This is a genomic window from Pseudomonas wadenswilerensis, from assembly GCF_900497695.1.
Classification (GTDB): domain Bacteria; phylum Pseudomonadota; class Gammaproteobacteria; order Pseudomonadales; family Pseudomonadaceae; genus Aquipseudomonas; species Aquipseudomonas wadenswilerensis.
This window is the reverse complement of sequence record NZ_UIDD01000012.1, coordinates 548723-567090: the sequence shown is the minus strand read 5'-3', so window position 1 is coordinate 567090 and position 18368 is coordinate 548723. Positions and strand designations below refer to the sequence as shown.

The 18368-nt window shown below is 61.7% G+C and carries 9 protein-coding genes; 5 read left to right on the top strand and 4 right to left on the bottom strand.

Features of this window, described 5'->3' with window-relative positions:
* Positions 1–77 precede the first annotated feature (77 nt).
* Together CCOS864_RS27320 and CCOS864_RS27315 are read right to left on the bottom strand one after the other, a co-directional pair.
* Complete coding sequence (locus CCOS864_RS27320; RefSeq protein ID WP_115089500.1) at positions 78–665, bottom strand: thioesterase domain-containing protein; 588 nt, start codon at positions 663–665, stop codon at positions 78–80.
* A gap of 77 nt (positions 666–742) precedes the next feature.
* Complete coding sequence (locus CCOS864_RS27315; RefSeq protein ID WP_115089499.1) at positions 743–1438, bottom strand: GntR family transcriptional regulator; 696 nt, start codon at positions 1436–1438, stop codon at positions 743–745.
* Positions 1439–1745: 307 nt separating this feature from the next.
* Between CCOS864_RS27315 and lapG the strand changes: the two genes are divergently transcribed.
* Together lapG and lapD are read left to right on the top strand one after the other, a co-directional pair.
* Entirely contained in the window at positions 1746–2438 is a 693-nt protein-coding gene (gene lapG, locus CCOS864_RS27310) for a cysteine protease LapG (protein ID WP_115089526.1), read from the top strand.
* Positions 2439–2448: 10 nt separating this feature from the next.
* Positions 2449–4395: a cyclic di-GMP receptor LapD gene (lapD, locus tag CCOS864_RS27305; protein WP_115089498.1), complete on the top strand. Its 1947-nt coding sequence runs from the start codon at positions 2449–2451 to the stop codon at positions 4393–4395.
* Positions 4396–4432: 37 nt separating this feature from the next.
* Here lapD and CCOS864_RS27300 read toward each other — a convergent pair whose 3' ends face one another.
* The gene (locus CCOS864_RS27300; protein WP_115089497.1) at positions 4433–4777 is read right to left on the bottom strand and encodes a tryptophan synthase subunit beta; all 345 of its coding nucleotides are present in this window, start codon (positions 4775–4777) and stop codon (positions 4433–4435) included.
* A gap of 159 nt (positions 4778–4936) precedes the next feature.
* A complete protein-coding gene (locus tag CCOS864_RS27295) occupies positions 4937–12994 on the bottom strand; it encodes a retention module-containing protein (protein WP_115089496.1) in 8058 nt (2685 codons plus the stop codon).
* Positions 12995–13341: 347 nt separating this feature from the next.
* Here CCOS864_RS27295 and CCOS864_RS27290 point away from each other — a divergent pair, with 347 nt between their 5' ends.
* Genes CCOS864_RS27290 through CCOS864_RS27280 form a run of 3 tightly spaced genes read left to right on the top strand, consistent with a single transcriptional unit; the run spans position 13342 to position 18241 of the window.
* A complete protein-coding gene (locus tag CCOS864_RS27290; protein WP_115089495.1) occupies positions 13342–14679 on the top strand; it encodes a TolC family outer membrane protein in 1338 nt (445 codons plus the stop codon).
* Between the two features lie 42 nt (positions 14680–14721).
* On the top strand, positions 14722–16878 hold the full coding sequence (locus CCOS864_RS27285) for a type I secretion system permease/ATPase (protein WP_115089494.1): 2157 nt from the start codon (positions 14722–14724) through the stop codon (positions 16876–16878).
* 1 nt (position 16879) lies between these two features.
* A complete protein-coding gene (locus CCOS864_RS27280; protein WP_166675625.1) occupies positions 16880–18241 on the top strand; it encodes an HlyD family type I secretion periplasmic adaptor subunit in 1362 nt (453 codons plus the stop codon).
* Positions 18242–18368: the final 127 nt, after the last annotated feature.

Sequence of the window (18368 nt, the reverse complement as noted above, 5' to 3'; positions counted from 1 at the left end):
CTGGCTGAAACAGGAAGAGACAAATCAGGGGCGCGAGAGCACCCCTTGAGGGCAGGGGATGGGTATGTCTGGAGGGGTCAGAGGCTAAGCAGGCCCAGGTGCGTATTGATGATTTGAATCAGGCGCTGGTTGAACCGGGGGGCTTCGCCTTGGTCATCGGGCAGTTCGATCAGCTCGATCTCCCGGCAGCTGTAGTCGTGCCAACCCAGCATGCGCGGCAGATACCCTGACGGATACAGCGCAGTGACTGGCACTTTGAGTCCGGCCGGGGCCTCGCCTGCATCAGCTGAAGGGCTGTCGCTGGTCGAGACAAACAGATGGCGGGTCTGGCCCGGGTGCAGTTGCTCGGTGTTGCGGGCCAGGGCGAAAGCCAACTGCGCCCCTACGCCCTGACCAAACAGCGCATGGGGTTTGTGCAGGTAGACCTGCAAGCGTTCGACCAGGGTGGCGATCAGGGTGGGATTGTTTTGCAAGGGCAGTGGACGGGTCAGGTCGCCATAGGCCAGGACGTTGACGGTCACCAGTTCGATATGGTCATTGAGCGCTACGGACCAGGCGCGGTATTGGCTCAGATGGTCCTGACTGCAGGCGAGGCAGATCAGGCGGATCTGCGGCGGCTGGGCAGAGCCCGGTACGGTTCTGCGCTGAAGAGTGGGAGCGTGCACTGCCTTTCCTTCCGCTCAAGGTGTGCCCCGAGCGCGATTGCTGCCAGTGGCCGGGGTCGCCGGCCATGGCTGTGGGTTCACTCTGCCGATTGTCTGCTCAGGTAGGCCTTGATCGTTTTTGCCCCGTTGTTCAGGTGGCGTTCGAGGATCCTGATGGCATCTTCAACCGACTTGTCGTTAGCGGCGTCCACCAGCCCGATGTGATCGTCCTGGGTCAGCTTGCCCAGGCCCATCGACGACAGGTGGAAGCGCAGAAAGCGTTCTTCTTCATTGAGCTCGTTTTCAATCAGGCGCAGCAGCTTCTGGTTGGGCGCCTTGCTGTACAGGCTCATGTGAAACAGGCGGTTCAGGCGACCGATTTCGGCATGCCGGGTTTCGTTTTCCAGCTCCGCGATATAGCCGCGAGCCATGGCGATATCCTCGGCGTCGAGCAAGGGGATCGACTGGCGCAGGGCCTCGGACTCCAGGAGGACCCGCAAGGCGTAGGTGTCCACGGCATCTTCGCCGATCAGTGGCGCGACCACGGCGCCCTTGTGCGCCACCACCTGCAGCAGCGACTGCGCTTCGAGCTGGCGCAGGGCCTCGCGCACCGGCATGCGGCTGACGCCAAACAAGGTGGCCAGTTCCTGTTGACGCAAGGCCATGCCCGGCGCCAGGCGACCATCGAGGATGGCACTGCGCAGCCGCTCTTCAATCACACTGCGCGCCAGGTGGGGCGGAACTTGCTCGCCACCGCCCAGAATGTCGCTCAGAAGTTTGGTTTTCTCGGCCACGCTGTCTCTGCCTGAAGTCGAAACGGTTTTGGATCCAGGATCCAATAACACTAGTTAGGGGAGATTTACTTGTCAAACCGTGCCGACGAGAGCCCTGATTTCACTAACGAAACAGCAATCAACGGCCGCTTGCTTGCTATCGTGAAGGAAGTTTTTGCTCAAGGGAAGCCGGGTTGCAGCCCACGCCTGACAAGGGGTTGCCCGTGATCAACAGTTTGATGGCGCGATGATTGTAAGGTGCCATTGTTTTTTCCGGGTCGAGGCCGCACCATCGGCGTTTTCCACAGGTCTGCGCGGATTGTTCGCATTGGCGATACCTCTGGCTGTTCAATTGACTGTGCGTCGGCTTGGCCTTGCCGTGGTGCTCGGCTGCCTGTTGCTGGGCGGTCTGCACGCCGATTGGGATTTCTCGCAGATCAGCCGCCGCGCCCAGTCGTTGTACGGGCCCTTGGGGCCTGGTCAGGGCCGGGTCGATGCCTGGCAGAACCTGTTGGCGACCCAGAAGCAGGGCAGCGAGGCCGAACGCCTGAAAGTGGTCAACCAGTTCTTCAACCAGCAGCTTCGCTATGTCGAGGATATCGACCTGTGGCGCGAGGTGGACTACTGGGCAACCCCGGTGCAGTCGTTGATCAAGGGCGCCGGCGACTGTGAAGACTACGCTATCGCCAAGTATTTCAGCCTGCGCCGGCTCGGTGTTCCTGCCGAAAAACTGCGGATTACCTACGTCAAGGCCTTGCGCCAGAATCGCGCGCACATGGTCCTGACCTATTATTCAAGCCCGGAGGCCATGCCACTGGTGCTCGACAGCCTGATCGACGCGATCAAGCCCGCCAGCCAGCGGCCGGACCTGTTGCCGGTGTATTCCTTCAACGGTGAAGGCCTGTGGCTGACCGGTGCGGGTGGCAACAAGAAGGTGGGCGACACCAAGCGCTTGTCGCGCTGGCAGGATCTATTGAAGAAGATGCAGGCCGAAGGCTTCCCCGCCGAGCCGGCTTACTGAAGGAGCACAGATGTCACTGTTCAAACAATTGCTGCTTGCCATCTGCCTGTTCCTGGTAGTCGCCTTCAGCGGCAGCTTCATGGTCAGCCTGGAGAGTTCGCGCAGCCAGTACGTCAACCAGCTGCGCTCCCATGCCCAGGACGCCGCCACGGCCCTGGCGCTGTCGCTGACGCCGAATATCGACGACCCGGCGATGGTCGAGCTGATGGTCAGCTCGATCTTCGACAGTGGTTATTATTCGAGCATCAAGGTCATCGACACGGGCTCCAATGCCTTACTGGTCGAGCGCCACGCCGAGCCAGATGCCAACGGTGTGCCGGCCTGGTTCATTCGCCTGATCGGCCTGGAGCCCGCCGGTGGCGATGCCATCGTCAGCCGCGGCTGGCAGCAGGCGGCACGGGTCGAGGTGGTCAGCCATCCGATGTTCGCCCTGGCCAAGCTTTGGCAGAGTGCCCTGGGCAGCCTCGGCTGGCTGCTGCTGTGCGGCGCCTTGAGTGCGGTGCTCGGCGCGCTGTTGCTGCGCCGCCAGCTCAAGCCGCTGGATTACATGGTGGCGCAGTCCCACGCCATCGCCCGGCGCGAGTTCCTCAGTTTGCCGGACTTGCCGCGTACCCCGGAACTGCGCCGGGTAGTGCAGGCCATGAACCAGATGGTCGAAAAGCTCAAGGCGCTGTTCAAGGAGCAGGCCGAGCGTAGCGAAAAGCTGCGGGTCGAGTCGTACCAGGACAGCCTCACCGGGCTTGCCAACCGCCGCTATTTCGAGATGCAGCTCAACGCCCTGGTCAGCAACCTCGAAGAGGCGCGCCCGGGTTACCTGTTGCTGCTGCGGGTCAAGGACCTGGCCGGGCTCAACCAGCGCCTGGGCGGTCAGCGTACCGACCAGTTGCTGCAGGCGGTTGGCCAGCAACTGCAACGCACCTGCGCCAACTACCCGGAAACCAACAACCTGATTACCCGCAGCCGCGGCGGCGAGTTTGCAGTGCTGGCGCCGGGGCTGGTGCATGAAGAGGCGATCCAGCTGGCCCAGGCCCTGGAAGTGACCCTGCAGAGCCTGGCCGATACCGGCGCCAGTGATGTAACCCCGGTCGCCTGCATCGGCATGGCCCCTTACAGCCCGGGTGACGAGCCCCAGGCTTTGCTCAAGCTGGCTGACGAAGCCCTGGCGCGCGCTGAAAGCCAGCTGGAGCCAGGCTGGGTGTGCCTGGAGCAGGGTACTGCACCGCAAGCCGGCGATACCCACCATGCCTGGCATACCCTGCTCGATGAAGCGTTGCAGCAGGGGCGCTTCCAGCTGTTCTTCCAGCCGGTGGTGGCCTGTGATGCACCGGAGCGGGTGCTGCATTACAAGGTGATCTCGCGGGTGCTCGACGCCCAGGGCCAGGCCATCGCCGCCGGACGCTTCCTGCCCTGGCTGGAGCGTTTTGGCTGGTCGGCGCGGCTCGATGTACTGATGCTCGAGCAAGTGCTCAAGCACATGCACACCCACAAGGAAGCGCTGGCCCTTAACCTGTCGGCAGCGACCCTGGCCGATCCGAAGGCGTTGCAGCGGGTCTATGACCTGCTCGGCCAGAATGCCGTGCTGGGTCCGCGCCTGACCCTGGAAATCGGTGAAGAACAACTGCCTGAACAAGCCGTGCTTGAGCAGCTCACCCGACGCCTGCGGGTACTGGGCTTCAGCCTCAGCCTGCAGCGTTTCGGCGGACGTTTCAGCATGATCGGCAACCTTGCACACCTGGGTCTGGCCTACCTGAAGATCGACGGCAGCTACATCCGCGCCATCGACCACGAACGGCACAAGCGCCTGTTCATCGAAGCGATCCAGCGCGCAGCGCACAGCATCGACTTGCCGCTGATTGCCGAGCGGGTCGAAACCGAAGGTGAGCTCAAGGTATTGCGCGAGATGGGTATTCAGGGGGTTCAGGGAAGACTGGTCGGCGAGCCGGCACCCTGGCGTTGAGGCAAGCGGCTGCAGGCCCGCAACGGGCCTGCGCCAGTCAGATCAGGCCGCTGTGTTCTTCACTGTCATCGATCAGGTTGGTCAGGCCGCCCAGCACCTGACGGGCATTGGATCGGCTGAGCAGTTTGGCCTGAGCGCCGGCCGGCAGGTCGGTGATGCTGATCACGCCTTTGGTGGTCAGCACCTCGATCAAGTCCTCGAGCACCCGGATCATGTCCAGGTCACTCTGTTTGAGCTGCTTGAGGCTGTTCTCGACTACGTCGTCGGCGAACCACTCCTGGACCTCGGCATGGTCGGCCGGGAGCATCTCCGTGTATTCGGCGTAGGGTGCGGCCTCTACCCGGACCAGTTGGCCCTGTGCATCGCGTTGCACGTAGAACATGGGGGTATCCCTCTGAATGTCAGTCCGTATCCGCAGTCAGCAGCATAGGCCAAGCTGGCCGGGCGTGTAGCCCCGGCGAGCGAGTATGCGCTGTGAATACGGTGCAGGCAAAGTCCGAAGCGCCGCGCCAGCCCCGGGAGGGCTGGCGCAGGCTGTGGATCAACTGTTGGAGTGGTCGATCTTGATGGTTGGGTCGGCACCGGTAACCAGCGAGTTGATCGTGGTATTGGCCCAGTTGACCCCTTCCAGCTTGATCGTCACATCGGCATTGGCCAGGCCGCCAGAAGCGTTGAGCTTGCCTTCGGAGCTGACCTGCAGGGTCGACTCGCCGTTGACCGTGGTGATCTTCAGGTAGTTGTCGATGGTGCTGGCCTTCTCGCCCTGGAGCAGGTCGCTCAGGTCCAGACGGTCACCTTCGGCAGCCTTGAAGTCCTTGATCACGTCCTTGCCGGTGTCGCCGGCCTTCCATACGAAGGTATCGGCACCGCTGCCGCCGGTCATGATGTCGTCGCCCTTGCCGCCGATGAGGATGTCGTTGCCTTCACCGCCAAGCAGGGTGTCATTGCCGGTACCGCCGAGCAGGATGTCATTGCCCTTGCCACCATCGAGGTAGTCGTTGCCACCCTGGCCGAAGAGAATGTCGTTGCCGTCGCCACCGAGCAGCGTGTCCTTGCCATCGCCAGTACGTGATACATCAAACTCGCTGACGTGCTCGGCGATGTACTGGTGCAGCACGCGTCCGTCGACATCACCCTGGTCCACGCCCAGCTTGCCGGCCACATAGGCTTGCATGGCTTCGACGCCGTTGCCGGCGATGCCGTCAAAACTGACCAGGTCACCGAACAGGATGTCATTGCCGTCGCCGCCACTGACTGCATCGTTGCCCGGCAGGCTGGCCTCGGTATGGCCAAGAATCGCTTCGGCCAGTTTGCTCGGGTCGATGTTGGCCTGCGGTTTACCATCGGTGTCGTATGGTTTCAGATCGTTGGAGTTGACCCCGCCATTGAGGCCGATCGCTTCCACGCTCGAATGCTTCGACAGCAACAGGAAAGACTCTTTGGAGTTGGCGTCGACGTAATACCAGTTCTGGCTCGACAACTCATAGGTGCCATCACCTTGCGCGTGCAACTCGCCCGAAGCGTTGCTGTCGGCGCGCCAGCGGTAGCCATCCCAGTATTGAGACGAGAGGTTACCCTGCTTGTCGATACTGATCCGGTTGTAGCCACCGACCATTTCATTGCTGATGACATTGCCCAGTTTGTAGTTCAGCGAGGCCAGTACGCTATCCATCGAGTAGCCCGAGTCTTTGAACGTCGGGTTACCTCGCTCGTTGCCTTGAGAAACGTTTGGCTGGCCATCGGTAATGAAGAACGTCTGGTTGCTACCGTCACTGCCGGTGTCCTTGAGGTTCTGGAACCAGTTGGCGGTGGTTTTGAACGCATCTTCGTAGTTGGTATTGCCGCCGGGAGTCAGCTTCTTCAGTGCAGCTTGCAGCGCTGCCAGTCCACCATTGTCGGCCAGGTTGATCGAGAAGGTGGTGTTGACCTGGGTGGAGAAGTCCACCAGCAGAATATTCACCGTACCCGACTGAGCACCTTTGACACTGTTAGCCAGGGTGTTGAACACCGACTCCAGGGATTTCTTCGCCGCGTCCACACCGGCGTAACCCATACTGGCTGAAGTATCGACAATGAACGCCAGGTTGTAATCCTGCCCTGGGGTTACATGCAAGCCATTGACGTCGGCGACCACGATGTCGTTGTTGGTGCCAAAGTCGCGGCTGTCGTTATCGGACGTCAGGTTGGTGGTGGCATAGGTATCCGGGTAAACGGTGACCTTGATCGTGCCCTGGGTGAAGTCGGTGCTGCCGTTGGCCTTCTCGGTGGCCGTCGAAGTGACGGTCACGTCGAACTGGCCCTGGTAGTAGGCTGGCGGCTTGATGCTCAGGCCGTTGAGGTTCCAGCCGGTGACGTCGACCTGGCTACTGCCGACGGTGACAGTGTGGCCGGCGCCATCGCTCAGTACCGAGCCTGCCGGAATGCCGCCCAGCTTGACGCTGAGGGTCTCCGAACCATCGGTGTCGGTGAGGTTGGTGGAGATACCGACCAGCTTGACGGTGCCGTTCTCGGCGCCTTCATTGAGCTTGTAGCCCTGGTAGTAGCCTTCGCCATTGGCACCGTGCAACTCGCCGACGGTGACGCCAGCATTGGTCAGCTCGTTCACGCCCGGGTACATCGGGATGTTGGCGTTGTTCAGGTCGACCGGGGTACTGCCATTGACCGACAGGTTGACGTCGTAGCTGCCCGGGCCGCTCTGGTTGGCGTGGTAGATATCCAGGGTGTAGTAGCCGCTGATGGTCGGCTTGAACGATCCGCTGATCGCACCGCCCGCACCCCAGGTGGCCTGGGCCACGTTCTTGCCGCCGATGGTGATCAGCAGGCTGTCATCGCCGACACCGCTGAAGCTGTAGGTCTTGCCCGCTTCGAGGTAGATCAGGCCGGAAGTCTTCGAGCCCGAACCGCCGACGACGCTGGAGTCGGACTGGGCATTGGTGACCAGCGAGCTGCTGTTGGCCTTGCCCGAGTTGTCGAACACGGTCTTCAGCGCATCGCCGGTGATGCCGTTGCCGTTGGTACCCAGGCCGCTGAGGCTGTTCCAGGTTTCCTTGACCAGGCCGATCGAGTTGACGTTGTTGCTGCCGATGTTCAGGTCAGGTTTGTCGGCCACCGGAGTGATGTCGACCTTGACGGTGCTTTCGTTGCCCAGGCCCTGGCCATCGGTTGGCTTGAACTTGATGTGTGCGTAGTCGGCCTCTTTGTTGCCGACGCCGGTGCCACCGTTGGCATTGATACCCGACTCGTTGCGATCCGGCACGAACTTCAGCTTGCCGGCATCGATGTCGGCCTTGCTGAAGACCTTGCCAGCATCGGCTTCGGTCAGGGTTTTCCAGACGTTGCCATCCTTGTACTGCAGCACGCCGTCGGCGGGCAGTTTGGTGATGGTCAGGCCCAGGTTGGCCGCCGGGGTATCGGCATCGATGATGCCGAAGTTGGCCCAGCTCAGCACCAGGTCGGTGTCTTCGGTACCGGTCACGGCGCCGCCCGCGGCAACAGGTGCCTCGTTGCTGACGATGGTGGTGGTGACACTGCCCGCGCTGCCGCTGACTGCCAGGTTCTCGAAGTTGCCGCCGGTGGCCGAGTCGATCTTCACGGTGAAGTTCTCGGCACTCTCGGCAATGCCATCACGGATGATCGGCACGCTGAAGGTGCCCACATCGCTGCCCGCCTTGATCACCACGGTGGCGACGCCGGTGTAGTCCGCACCGTTGGTGGCGGTGCCGCTGTAGGTCAGCTTGATGACTACATCGGTTTGCGCCTTGTTGGTCAGGGTCAGCGTGTAGTTGGCCGAGTCACCTTCCGCCACCGAGGTGGTGCCGCTGATGCTGACGGTGGTGGTGTCGATGGTGTCGGTCACCTGGGTGACGGCTGGCTGCTTGCTGATCGCCAGGTCTTCGAAGTTGCCACCGGTGGCGCCAGTGATGGTGGCGTTGACGCTGCCCGCATCGATGTACACGTCATCCGCTGGCGCAGGCACGCTGGCCGTGCCCGTGGTCTTGCCGGCATCGATGGTGATGGTTGCACCGTTGCTCAGGGTCACGGTGACCGCGGTCTGCGCCTTGTTGCTCAAGGTCGCGGTGTAGGTGATGTTGCCACCTTCGGCGACCGATGGCGTGGCGCTCAGGGTCAGGTTGGTGGTGTCGATGGTATCGGTAACGCTGGTCACGGCGGACGAACCGTCGACCTTTAGTTCTTCGAAGTCACCGCCGGTGCTGCCGGTGATTTTCGCACTGACGTTACCGGCATCGATGTACACGTCATCGCCAGGCGCGGCGATGGTCACCTTGCCTTCGGTCTGGCCTGCGGCGATGGTGATGGTCTCACCGTTGCTCAGGGTGACCTTCATCTCGGTGCCAGCAGGGTTGCTCAGCTTGGCCACGTAAGTGATCGAGCCGCCTTCGGCCACGGTCGGAGTCGCCGTCAGGGTCAGGCTGGTGGAGTCCTTGGTGCCCGGGCCGTCAGTGACGGTGGTGCTGGTGTTGCCGGTGCTGACCAGTTTTTCGTAGTTGCCGCCGCTGGTGCCGGTGATGCTGTTGGTCAGGGTCGGATTGGTGGTGTGCACGTTGTTCGGTGCAACGTAGTCCACAGTGCCGGTGCTCTGGCCTACAGGAATGGTGATCTGCTGACCGTTGGCCAGGTTGATGACCAGGTCGGAACCGGTCACCGGCGCGCTGACTTTCGCGGTGTAGGTGACCACGCCGCCTTCGACAACACTGTTGGTGCTGGCGGTCAGGGTTACGGTGCTGGTGTCGATGGTGTCCTTGACGTCGGTGACAGCCGGGGTGTTATCCACAGCCAGCTTCTCGAAGTCGCCACCGGTGGTGCCAGTGACAGTCACGCTCAGCTTGTCAGCGTCGATGTATACGTCGTCGCTTGGTGCATCGATGGTGATCTTGCCTTCGGTCTGGCCCTTGGCGATGGTGATGACTTCACCGTTGCTCAGGGTGACCTTCATCTCGGTACCGGCTGGGTTGGTCAGCGTCGCGGTGTAGGTGATCGAGCCGCCTTCGTTGACTGTTGGCGTCGCGGTCAGCTTGAGGCCGGTGGTGTCGTCAGTACCTGGACCGTCAGTAACGGTGGTCACCGGGTTGCCCGCAGTGTCCAGCTTCTCGTAGTTGCCGCCGGTGGTGCCGGTGATGCTGTTGGTCAGGTCCGGGTTGGTGGTGTGCACGTTGTTGGGTGCGACAAAGTCCACGGTGCCCGAGCTTGCGCCGACAGGGATGGTGATTTGCTGACCATTGGCCAGGGTGATCACCAGGTTCGAGCCGGTTACCGGAGCAGTGACAGAAGCGGTGTAAGTCACCACGCCACCTTCAGTCACGCTCGGAGTGGCGGTCAGGGTGACAGTCGAAGTGTCGATGGTGTCGGTCACTTCGGTGACGGCTGGAGTGTTATCCACATCCAGCTTCTCGAAGTCGCCGCCAGTGGTACCAGCGACAGTCACGCTGACTTCCCCTGCATCGACGTACACGTCGTCTTCCGGAGCCGGAACAGTGATGCTGCCTTCGGTCTGGCCCTTGGCGATGGTGATGACTTCACCGTTGCTCAGGGTCACCTTCATTTCGGTGCCGGCTGGGTTGGTCAGGGTAGCGGTGTAGACGATTTCGCCGCCTTCGGCGACGGAGCCAGTGGCGGTCAGCTTCAGGCCGGTGGTGTCGTCAGTACCCGGACCATCGGTGACGGTGGTCACCGGGTTGCCCGCGGTATCCAGCTTCTCGTAGTTGCCACCGGTGGTGCCGGTGATGCTGTTGGTCAGGTCCGGGTTGGTGGTGTGCACGTTGTTGGGTGCGACAAAGTCCACGGTGCCCGAGCTTGCGCCGACAGGGATGGTGATTTGCTGACCATTGGCCAGGGTGATCACCAGGTTCGAGCCGGTTACCGGAGCAGTGACAGAAGCGGTGTAAGTCACCACGCCACCTTCAGTCACGCTCGGAGTGGCGGTCAGGGTGACAGTCGAAGTGTCGATGGTGTCGGTCACTTCGGTGACGGCTGGAGTGTTATCCACATCCAGCTTCTCGAAGTCGCCGCCAGTGGTACCAGCGACAGTCACGCTGACTTCCCCTGCATCGACGTACACGTCGTCTTCCGGAGCCGGAACAGTGATGCTGCCTTCGGTCTGGCCCTTGGCGATGGTGATGACTTCACCGTTGCTCAGGGTCACCTTCATTTCGGTGCCGGCTGGGTTGGTCAGGGTAGCGGTGTAGACGATTTCGCCGCCTTCAGCGACCGAGCCAGTGGCGGTCAGCTTCAAACCAGTGGTGTCATCGGTGCCCGGACCGTCAGTAACGGTGGTCACTGGGTTGCCCGCAGTGTCCAGCTTCTCGTAATTACCACCGGTGGTGCCGGTAATGCTGTTGGTCAGGTCCGGGTTGGTAGTGTGCACGTTGTTCGGCGCAACAAACTCAACCGAACCGGTGCTCTGACCGACAGGAATAGTGATCTGCTGACCATTGGCCAAAGTAATAACCAGCGCAGAGCCAGTCACTGGTGCAGTCACCGAAGCGGTGTAAGTGACCACGCCACCTTCAGCCACACTGCTGTTCGCTGTCAAAGTGACAGTCGAAGTATCAATGGTGTCAGTAACTTGCGTAACAGCCGGGGTGCCATCTACAGCAACTTTCTCGAAGTCGCCGCCGGTAGTGCCAGTGACAGTCACGCTAACTTCACCGGCATCGACGTACACGTCGTCTTCCGGTGCCGGAACAGTAATGCTGCCTTCAGTCTGACCTGCAGCAATAGTGATCACCTCACCATTGCTCAGGGTTACCTTCATTTCGGTGCCGGCCGGATTGGTCAGCGTGGCGGTATAAACAATCGAGCCGCCTTCAGCGACCGAACCGGTAGCCGTCAGCTTAAGACCGGTAGTGTCATCAGTACCTGGACCGTCAGTAACGGTAGTCACCGGATTACCCGCGGTATCCAGCTTCTCGTAATTACCACCGGTAGTACCGGTAATGCTGTTGGTCAGGTCCGAATTGGTAGTGTGCACGTTATTCGGCGCAACAAACTCAACCGAGCCAGTGCTCTGACCGACAGGAATAGTGATCTGCTGACCATTGGCCAGGGTAATAACCAGTGCAGAGCCAGTAACCGGCGCAGTGACCGAAGCGGTGTAGGTAACCACACCACCTTCAGCCACACTGCTGTTCGCTGTCAAAGTGACAGTCGAAGTATCGATGGTGTCAGTAACTTCGGTAACCGCCGGCTGATTGCTGACCACCAGGTTCTCGAAGTTGCCGCCATCGACATTGTCGATGCTCACGCTGACGTTGCCGGCATCGACATACACATCATCGCTTGGTGCAGGCACGGTGACGCTGCCTTCAGTCTGGCCCGCCGCGATGGTGATCACCGCGCCGTTGCTCAGGGTCACGGTCACCGGGGTGCCGGCCGGGTTGGTCAGGGTCGCGGTGTAGATGATCGAACCGCCTTCGGCCACGGTGCCGGTGGCGTTCAGGCTCAGGCCGGTGTCATCGATCGAGTCGTTGATGGTGGTGACCGCCGGGGTCGGGTTCGGAACCAGGTTCTCGAAGTTGCCACCGGTAGCGCCCGTGATGGTGGTGCTGACGCTGCTGCCGTTGTTGTAGACGTCGTTCGGCGGGGTTTGCACGTCGACGGTGCCGGTGGTCTGGCCGGCGCCGATGGTGATGGTGCTGCCGTTGGACAGGGTCACGGTGACCGGCGTCTGCGCCGGGTTGGTCAGGGTGGCGGTGTAGGTGATCACACCGCCTTCGGTGACACTCGGGTTGGCGCTCAGGCTGACCGTGGTGGTGTCGATGGTGTCGGTGATCTGGGTCACTGCCGGGGTGGTGTCCGGGGTGACGATCAGGCCCGCGCCGCCGGTGGTGCCGGTGATGGTCGCGGAAATCTCGCTGCCGTCCAGATACACAGTATCGTTCGGCGGGATGGTCACGCTGACGCTGCCGGTGGTCTGCCCGGCGTTGATGACGATGACCTGGCCATTGGACAGGGTCACGGTCAGGTCGGTCAGCGGTGGCTGGCCCAGGGTGGCGGTGTAGGTGATCACGCCACCCGCTTCGGTGATCGACGGCGTGGCGCTCAGGGTCAGGCCGGATTCGCGCGTAGGCGTGGTGGTTGCCGGGTTGTTGGCATCGTCCAGGCCGCCCAGTTCCTGGGTGGCGGCGCCGGTGGCAAAGCCGATCGGGCCGGTCGGGAAGCCAATGGTCGGGTCGACCGAGCCTGCGGTGGCGTCGAGCATCACGAAGCTGTGGCCACCACCGGCCGCGCCGCCGCTACCTGCGGCCGACGGGCCTGCTGCGGTGGCTTCGAGCTCGGTGGTCGGGTCAGCACCGGCGGCGATGGCCTGCTGCAGCTCTTCCACCGAAGGCGCAGCCTGGGCGGTGGCTGCCGCCAGGTCAGTGCTGCTGTCCGGGGTCTCGGCGCTCCACTGGGTGTCGCGGCCCAGGTCCAGGGTGCGGCCGTCGGCCAGCTCCAGGGTGACAGCGCCGGCCAGGCCGGTCAGCACCTGCTCGCCAGCGAACAGGCGGTCACCTTCGATGAGTACACGTTGAATCCCTTCTGGGGATACGGCGATTACTTGGCCAACAATGCTTTTGACGATGGCAACAACACTGCTCATTGGACTCTCCGGACTACCCGTTCAATTTGGCTTCCATGCCAGCCGGCGCTGAATTGCCGCTTTCTGATGGAATGTTTCAATAGTAAGTTTGGCGCTTTTGACGTCAATATATTGTCGATAACTGTTGGCTATTAAGTTTATGCCAAAGTATTGACCTTCCTGCTGCCATCCTAAACAATCAGCACCGTAATGTCACATTGATATTTGAGCGGCTGCCACTCTTCCTCCGTACGATCCAAGTACCCCTTCGGAAGTTTCCGACATAAGGTCATTCCGGTTGCCATTTTCTAATGCAGCAACGATTTCTGCTGTGATTTGGGACAAGACGTCCCTGGGAAAAAAGTTAAATGCGCGCGTCACTGTTCACTGCTCTTCCTTTCGTCCTCGCCACCAGTTTCGTTCAAGCACAGAGCCTGCCAGAGGCCATGCAGAAAGCCCTCGAGGTACACCCGGAAATCCAGGCCGGGGTTAACAGCCGAATCGCTGCCGATTACCAACTGCGCGCCGCCAAAGGCGGTTACCTGCCACGCGTCGACGTGCTGGCCGGCTACGGCCGTGAAGGCACCGACAGCCCGAGCACCGGCAACCGCTGGGAAACGCTCAACCGCGGTGAGTCGAGCGTGCGCCTGCGGCAGATGGTCTTCGACGGTTTTGCCACCTCGAGCGAAGTCGGCCGCCAGCAAGCCACCGTCAACTCCCGCGCCTACTCGCTGTTGGGTGCATCCGAGCGCACCGCGCTGACCGTTGCCCAGGTCTATCTGGATGTCCTGAGCCGTCGCGAGATGGTCCGCCTGGCAGAAGACAACCTGCGCAGCCACGAGCGCATCTACGACCAGATCAAGCTGCGCACCGCCCGTGGTGTTGGCCGCCTGGCTGACCTTGATCAGGCCGAAGCGCGCCTGGCCCAGGCCCGCAACAACCTGATCACCGAGCAGACCAACCTCGCCGATGCCAAGACCAACTACCTGAGCGTGGTCGGTCAGATGCCGGACGAGTTAAGCAGCCCTACGCCGTTTGTCGACCTGTTGCCGGCCAACCTCGACGAAGCCCGCCAGCAGATGGTCGAGAGCAGCCCGATCCTGCGCTCGGCAGAGTCCGATATCGCAGCGGCGGAGAAGCAATACGCAGCGGCAAAGTCTACTTTCTATCCGCGTTTTGATGCAGAACTCGGACGGACGGCCGATAACGATCTGGATGGCATGAACGGCCACAACAATGAATGGCAGGCTATGCTGCGTATGAGCTTCAACTTGTATGCCGGCGGTAGCAACAAGGCCGACCTGGAATCCAAGTCGTACCTGACCAACCAGGCGCTGGACATTCGCAACAATGCCTTGCGCCAGCTCAATGAGGAGCTAGGCCTGGCATGGAATGCTATGGACAACGCCAATGCGCAGTTGCCGATCGCCCAACAATACGTCGATCACAGCAACAGTGTGCGCACCGCCTACCAGAAGCAGTTCAGCCTGGGCGAACGTACCTTGCTAGACTTGCTCGACAGCGAGAACGAACTCTTCACTGCCCAACGCCGTCTCACCGAAGTGAAGAACAGCCAGCTGTTTACTCAGTATCGAATCAAAGCGACCATTGGTCAGCTGCTCAAGAGCCAGGGTGTTGTCGCACCGATGGCCTCTGTGGTGCAGAACGACCTTAAACCGAAAGTGAACCTGCCAGGCATGAACTGAGGTTCACTGTTATAGCCAACCGCAACCGTTAAGAGAGCCCGCGTGGAATCAGAAGTCAGTCGAGTCCAGCTCAGCCATGATCCACGCAGTCAGCACGACGATCCGTTGCTGGACAGCCTGCTGTCTCTTTGCGTGCTGCACCAGAAGCCCGCCAGCCGGGCCATGCTGACCACCGGCCTGCCGTTGCCGGCCCAACGCCTGAGCCCGGAGCTGCTGCCACGCGCGGCAGCCCGTGCCGGCCTGCAGGGCCGCTTGCTGCAACGCAAGCTGGAGCAGATCCCGAGCATCGCCATGCCGGCCATGCTCCTGCTCAAGGACGGTCGCAGCACGGTCTTGCTGGGTTGGGAGAACGACGACACCGCGCGCCTGTTGCTCAGCGAAAGCGACGGCGGCGAAGTGCATGTCAGCCGCGAGGCCTTGCAAAGCGACTACAGTGGCCGGGTGTTCTTCGCCCAGCCGCAGCACAAGTTCGACGTCAACCATGGCAACCTGATCCCGCGGGCGCGCTCCTGGTTCCGTGACACCCTCAAGCGCAGCCGCTGGCTGTACATCGACGCCATCGCCGCAAGCCTGGTGATCAACCTGATTGCCCTGGCCGCACCGCTGTTCGTGATGAACGTCTATGACCGCGTGGTGCCCAACCAGGCCACCTCGACCCTCTGGGTCCTGGCCCTGGGTATCTCCGGCGCCTACATCTTCGACCTGATCCTCAAGGGCCTGCGCAGCTTGTGCCTGGACCTGGCCGGGAAGAAGACCGACCTGATCATCTCCGCCACGCTGTTCGAACGCATCGTCGGCATGGCCATGAAATACCGGCCGGCAAGGGTCGGCAGCTTTGCCCAGAACATCCATGAATTCCAGGGCCTGCGCGACTTCCTCGCCTCGCTGACCCTGACCAGCCTGATCGACCTGCCGTTCACCCTGCTGATCCTGCTGGTGATCGCCATCATCGGCGGGCACCTGGTGTGGATTCCAATCATCGCCTTCCCGCTGGCCCTGGGCATCGGTTATGCCCTGCAGAAGCCGCTGGTGGCGACCCTTGAGCGAACCATGGCACTGGCCTCCGAGCGCCAGTCGAGCCTGATCGAGACCCTCGCCGGGCTCGATGCGGTCAAGGTCAACAACGCCGAAAGCGAACGTCAGTACATGTGGGAGCAGACCATCGGCACCCTCAGCCGCCTCGAGCTGCGGGTCAAGGTGCTCTCGGGCCTGGCGATGAACATCACCCTGCTGATCCAGCAACTGGCGGGCGTGGCGCTGATCTGCGCCGGTGTCTACCAGATCATGGCTGGCAACCTGAGCATGGGCGGCCTGATTGCCTGCTACATGCTCAGTGGCCGCGCCCTCGGCCCGCTGGGCCAGCTCTCCGGCCTGCTGACCCGTTATCAGCAAGCCAAGGTGACCATGGTCTCCACCGACCAGATGATGGAACTGCCGCAAGAGCGCAACTTCGAAGAACGCCCGCTGAGCCGTCAGGTACTGCAGGGCGCCATCGAGTTTCGCGGCGTCGATTTCACCTACCCCAACCAGCAGAACCTGGCGCTCAAGGGCGTCAATGTATCGATCCGCCCCGGCGAGAAGATCGGCATCATCGGTCGCAGCGGCTCGGGCAAGAGCTCGCTGGCCAAACTGATCGTCGGTCTCTACGAAGCCGATGCCGGCTCGTTGCTGGTCGATGGCGTGGACATCCGCCAGATCGACGTCAGCGAGCTGCGCCACAACATCGGCTATGTGCCCCAGGACATCCAGCTGCTGGCCGGTACCCTGCGCGACAACCTGGTCAGTGGTGCCCGTTACGTGGAGGACGAATTGGTCCTGCAGGCCGCCGAACTGTCCGGGGTTCACGAATTTGCCCGCCTGCACCCGCAAGGCTACGAGCTGCAGGTTGGCGAGCGGGGCCAGAACCTGTCCGGAGGTCAGCGGCAGAACGTCGCCCTCGGCCGTGCCCTGTTGCTCAACCCGCAGATCCTGCTGCTCGACGAGCCGACCAGCGCCATGGACAACACCGGTGAAGAACGCCTCAAGCAACGCCTGCAAGTGGTCATCGAGAACAAGACCGTGGTCCTGGTGACTCACCGGGCTTCGCTGTTGTCACTGGTCGACCGCCTGATCGTTGTCGATCGCGGGCAGATAGTCGCGGATGGCCCGAAAGCCGCCGTCATGGATGCGCTGAAGAAGGGGCAGATCAGTGTTGCTTAAGATGGATATGGGCCAGATCAAGGACAGCCTGCGCAGGTATTTCAAGGGTTCCGAATCACTCAGCGGCCAGCCGCTGCCCGAGGTCAACAAGGCGCTGATCGAAGATGCGCCGCGCATCGTGCGCCTGACCATCTGGGGGGTGATCGGCTTCTTCCTGTTCCTTGGCCTCTGGGCCAATTTCGCCATTATCGACGAAGTCACCCGTGGCGAAGGCAAGGCCATCCCGTCGTCGAAACTGCAGAAGATCCAGAACCTGGAAGGCGGCATCGTTGCGCAGATCTACGCCAAAGAGGGCGAGATCGTCGAAGTGGGCGACCCGTTGCTGCGCCTGGACGATACCCGGTTCGTTTCCAACGTCGGTGAGACCGAGGCTGATCGCCTGGCCATGGCCCTGCGTGTCGAGCGCCTGAGCGCCGAGGTCGAAGACCGGCCGCTGAAGATCGACGAAGAAATCCGCAAGGCCGCGCCGAGCCAGGCCGCCAACGAAGAGTCCCTGTACCAGAGCCGCCGCCAGCAGTTGCAGGACGAAATCGGCGGCCTGCAGGAGCAACTGGTGCAGCGCCAGCAAGAGTTGCGCGAGTTCAGCTCCAAGCAGGGCCAGTACCGCAACAGCCTGCAGCTGCTGCGCCAGGAGATCAGCATGTCCGAGCCGCTGGTGGCTCAGGGCGCGATCTCCCAGGTTGAAGTGCTGCGCCTCAAGCGTGCCGAGGTCGAGAACCGCGGCCAGCTGGATGCCACCTCGCTGGCGATTCCGCGTGCCGAGTCGGCGATCAAGGAAGTCGAGCGCAAGATCGACGAGACCCGCGGCAAGTTCCGCAGCGAAGCCCTGACCCAACTCAATGAGGCGCGCACCGACCTGAGCAAGGCCCAGGCCACCGGCAAGGCCCTGGACGATCGGGTCAACCGTACCCTGGTCACCTCGCCGGTGCGCGGTATCGTCAAGCAGCTGCTGGTCAACACCGTTGGCGGGGTGATCCAGCCGGGCAGCGACCTGGTCGAGATCGTGCCGCTCGATGACACCCTTTTGGTCGAAGCGCGCATCCGTCCGCAAGACATTGCCTTCCTGCACCCGGGGCAAGAGGCGATGGTCAAGTTCACCGCCTATGACTACACCATCTACGGCGGCCTCAAGGCCAAGCTCGAACAGATCGGCGCCGACACCATCACCGACGAAGACAAGAACACCTTCTACGTGATCAAGCTGCGCACCGAGCGCAGCCACCTGGGCACCGACGACAAGCCGCTGCTGATCATCCCGGGGATGGTCGCTTCGGTGGACATCATCACCGGCAAGAAAAGCGTGCTGAGCTACCTGCTCAAGCCGATCATCCGCGCCCGGGCCGAAGCGCTGCGCGAGCGCTAAAAGCATCGCTGGCAAGCCAGCTCCCACAGTTGGACTTTGTGGGAGCTGGCTTGCCAGCGATGAGGGCCTGAAGCTCACCATATGCTTATGCTCTAAAGATATTTAAATTCTTTCTCTTATGACTTTA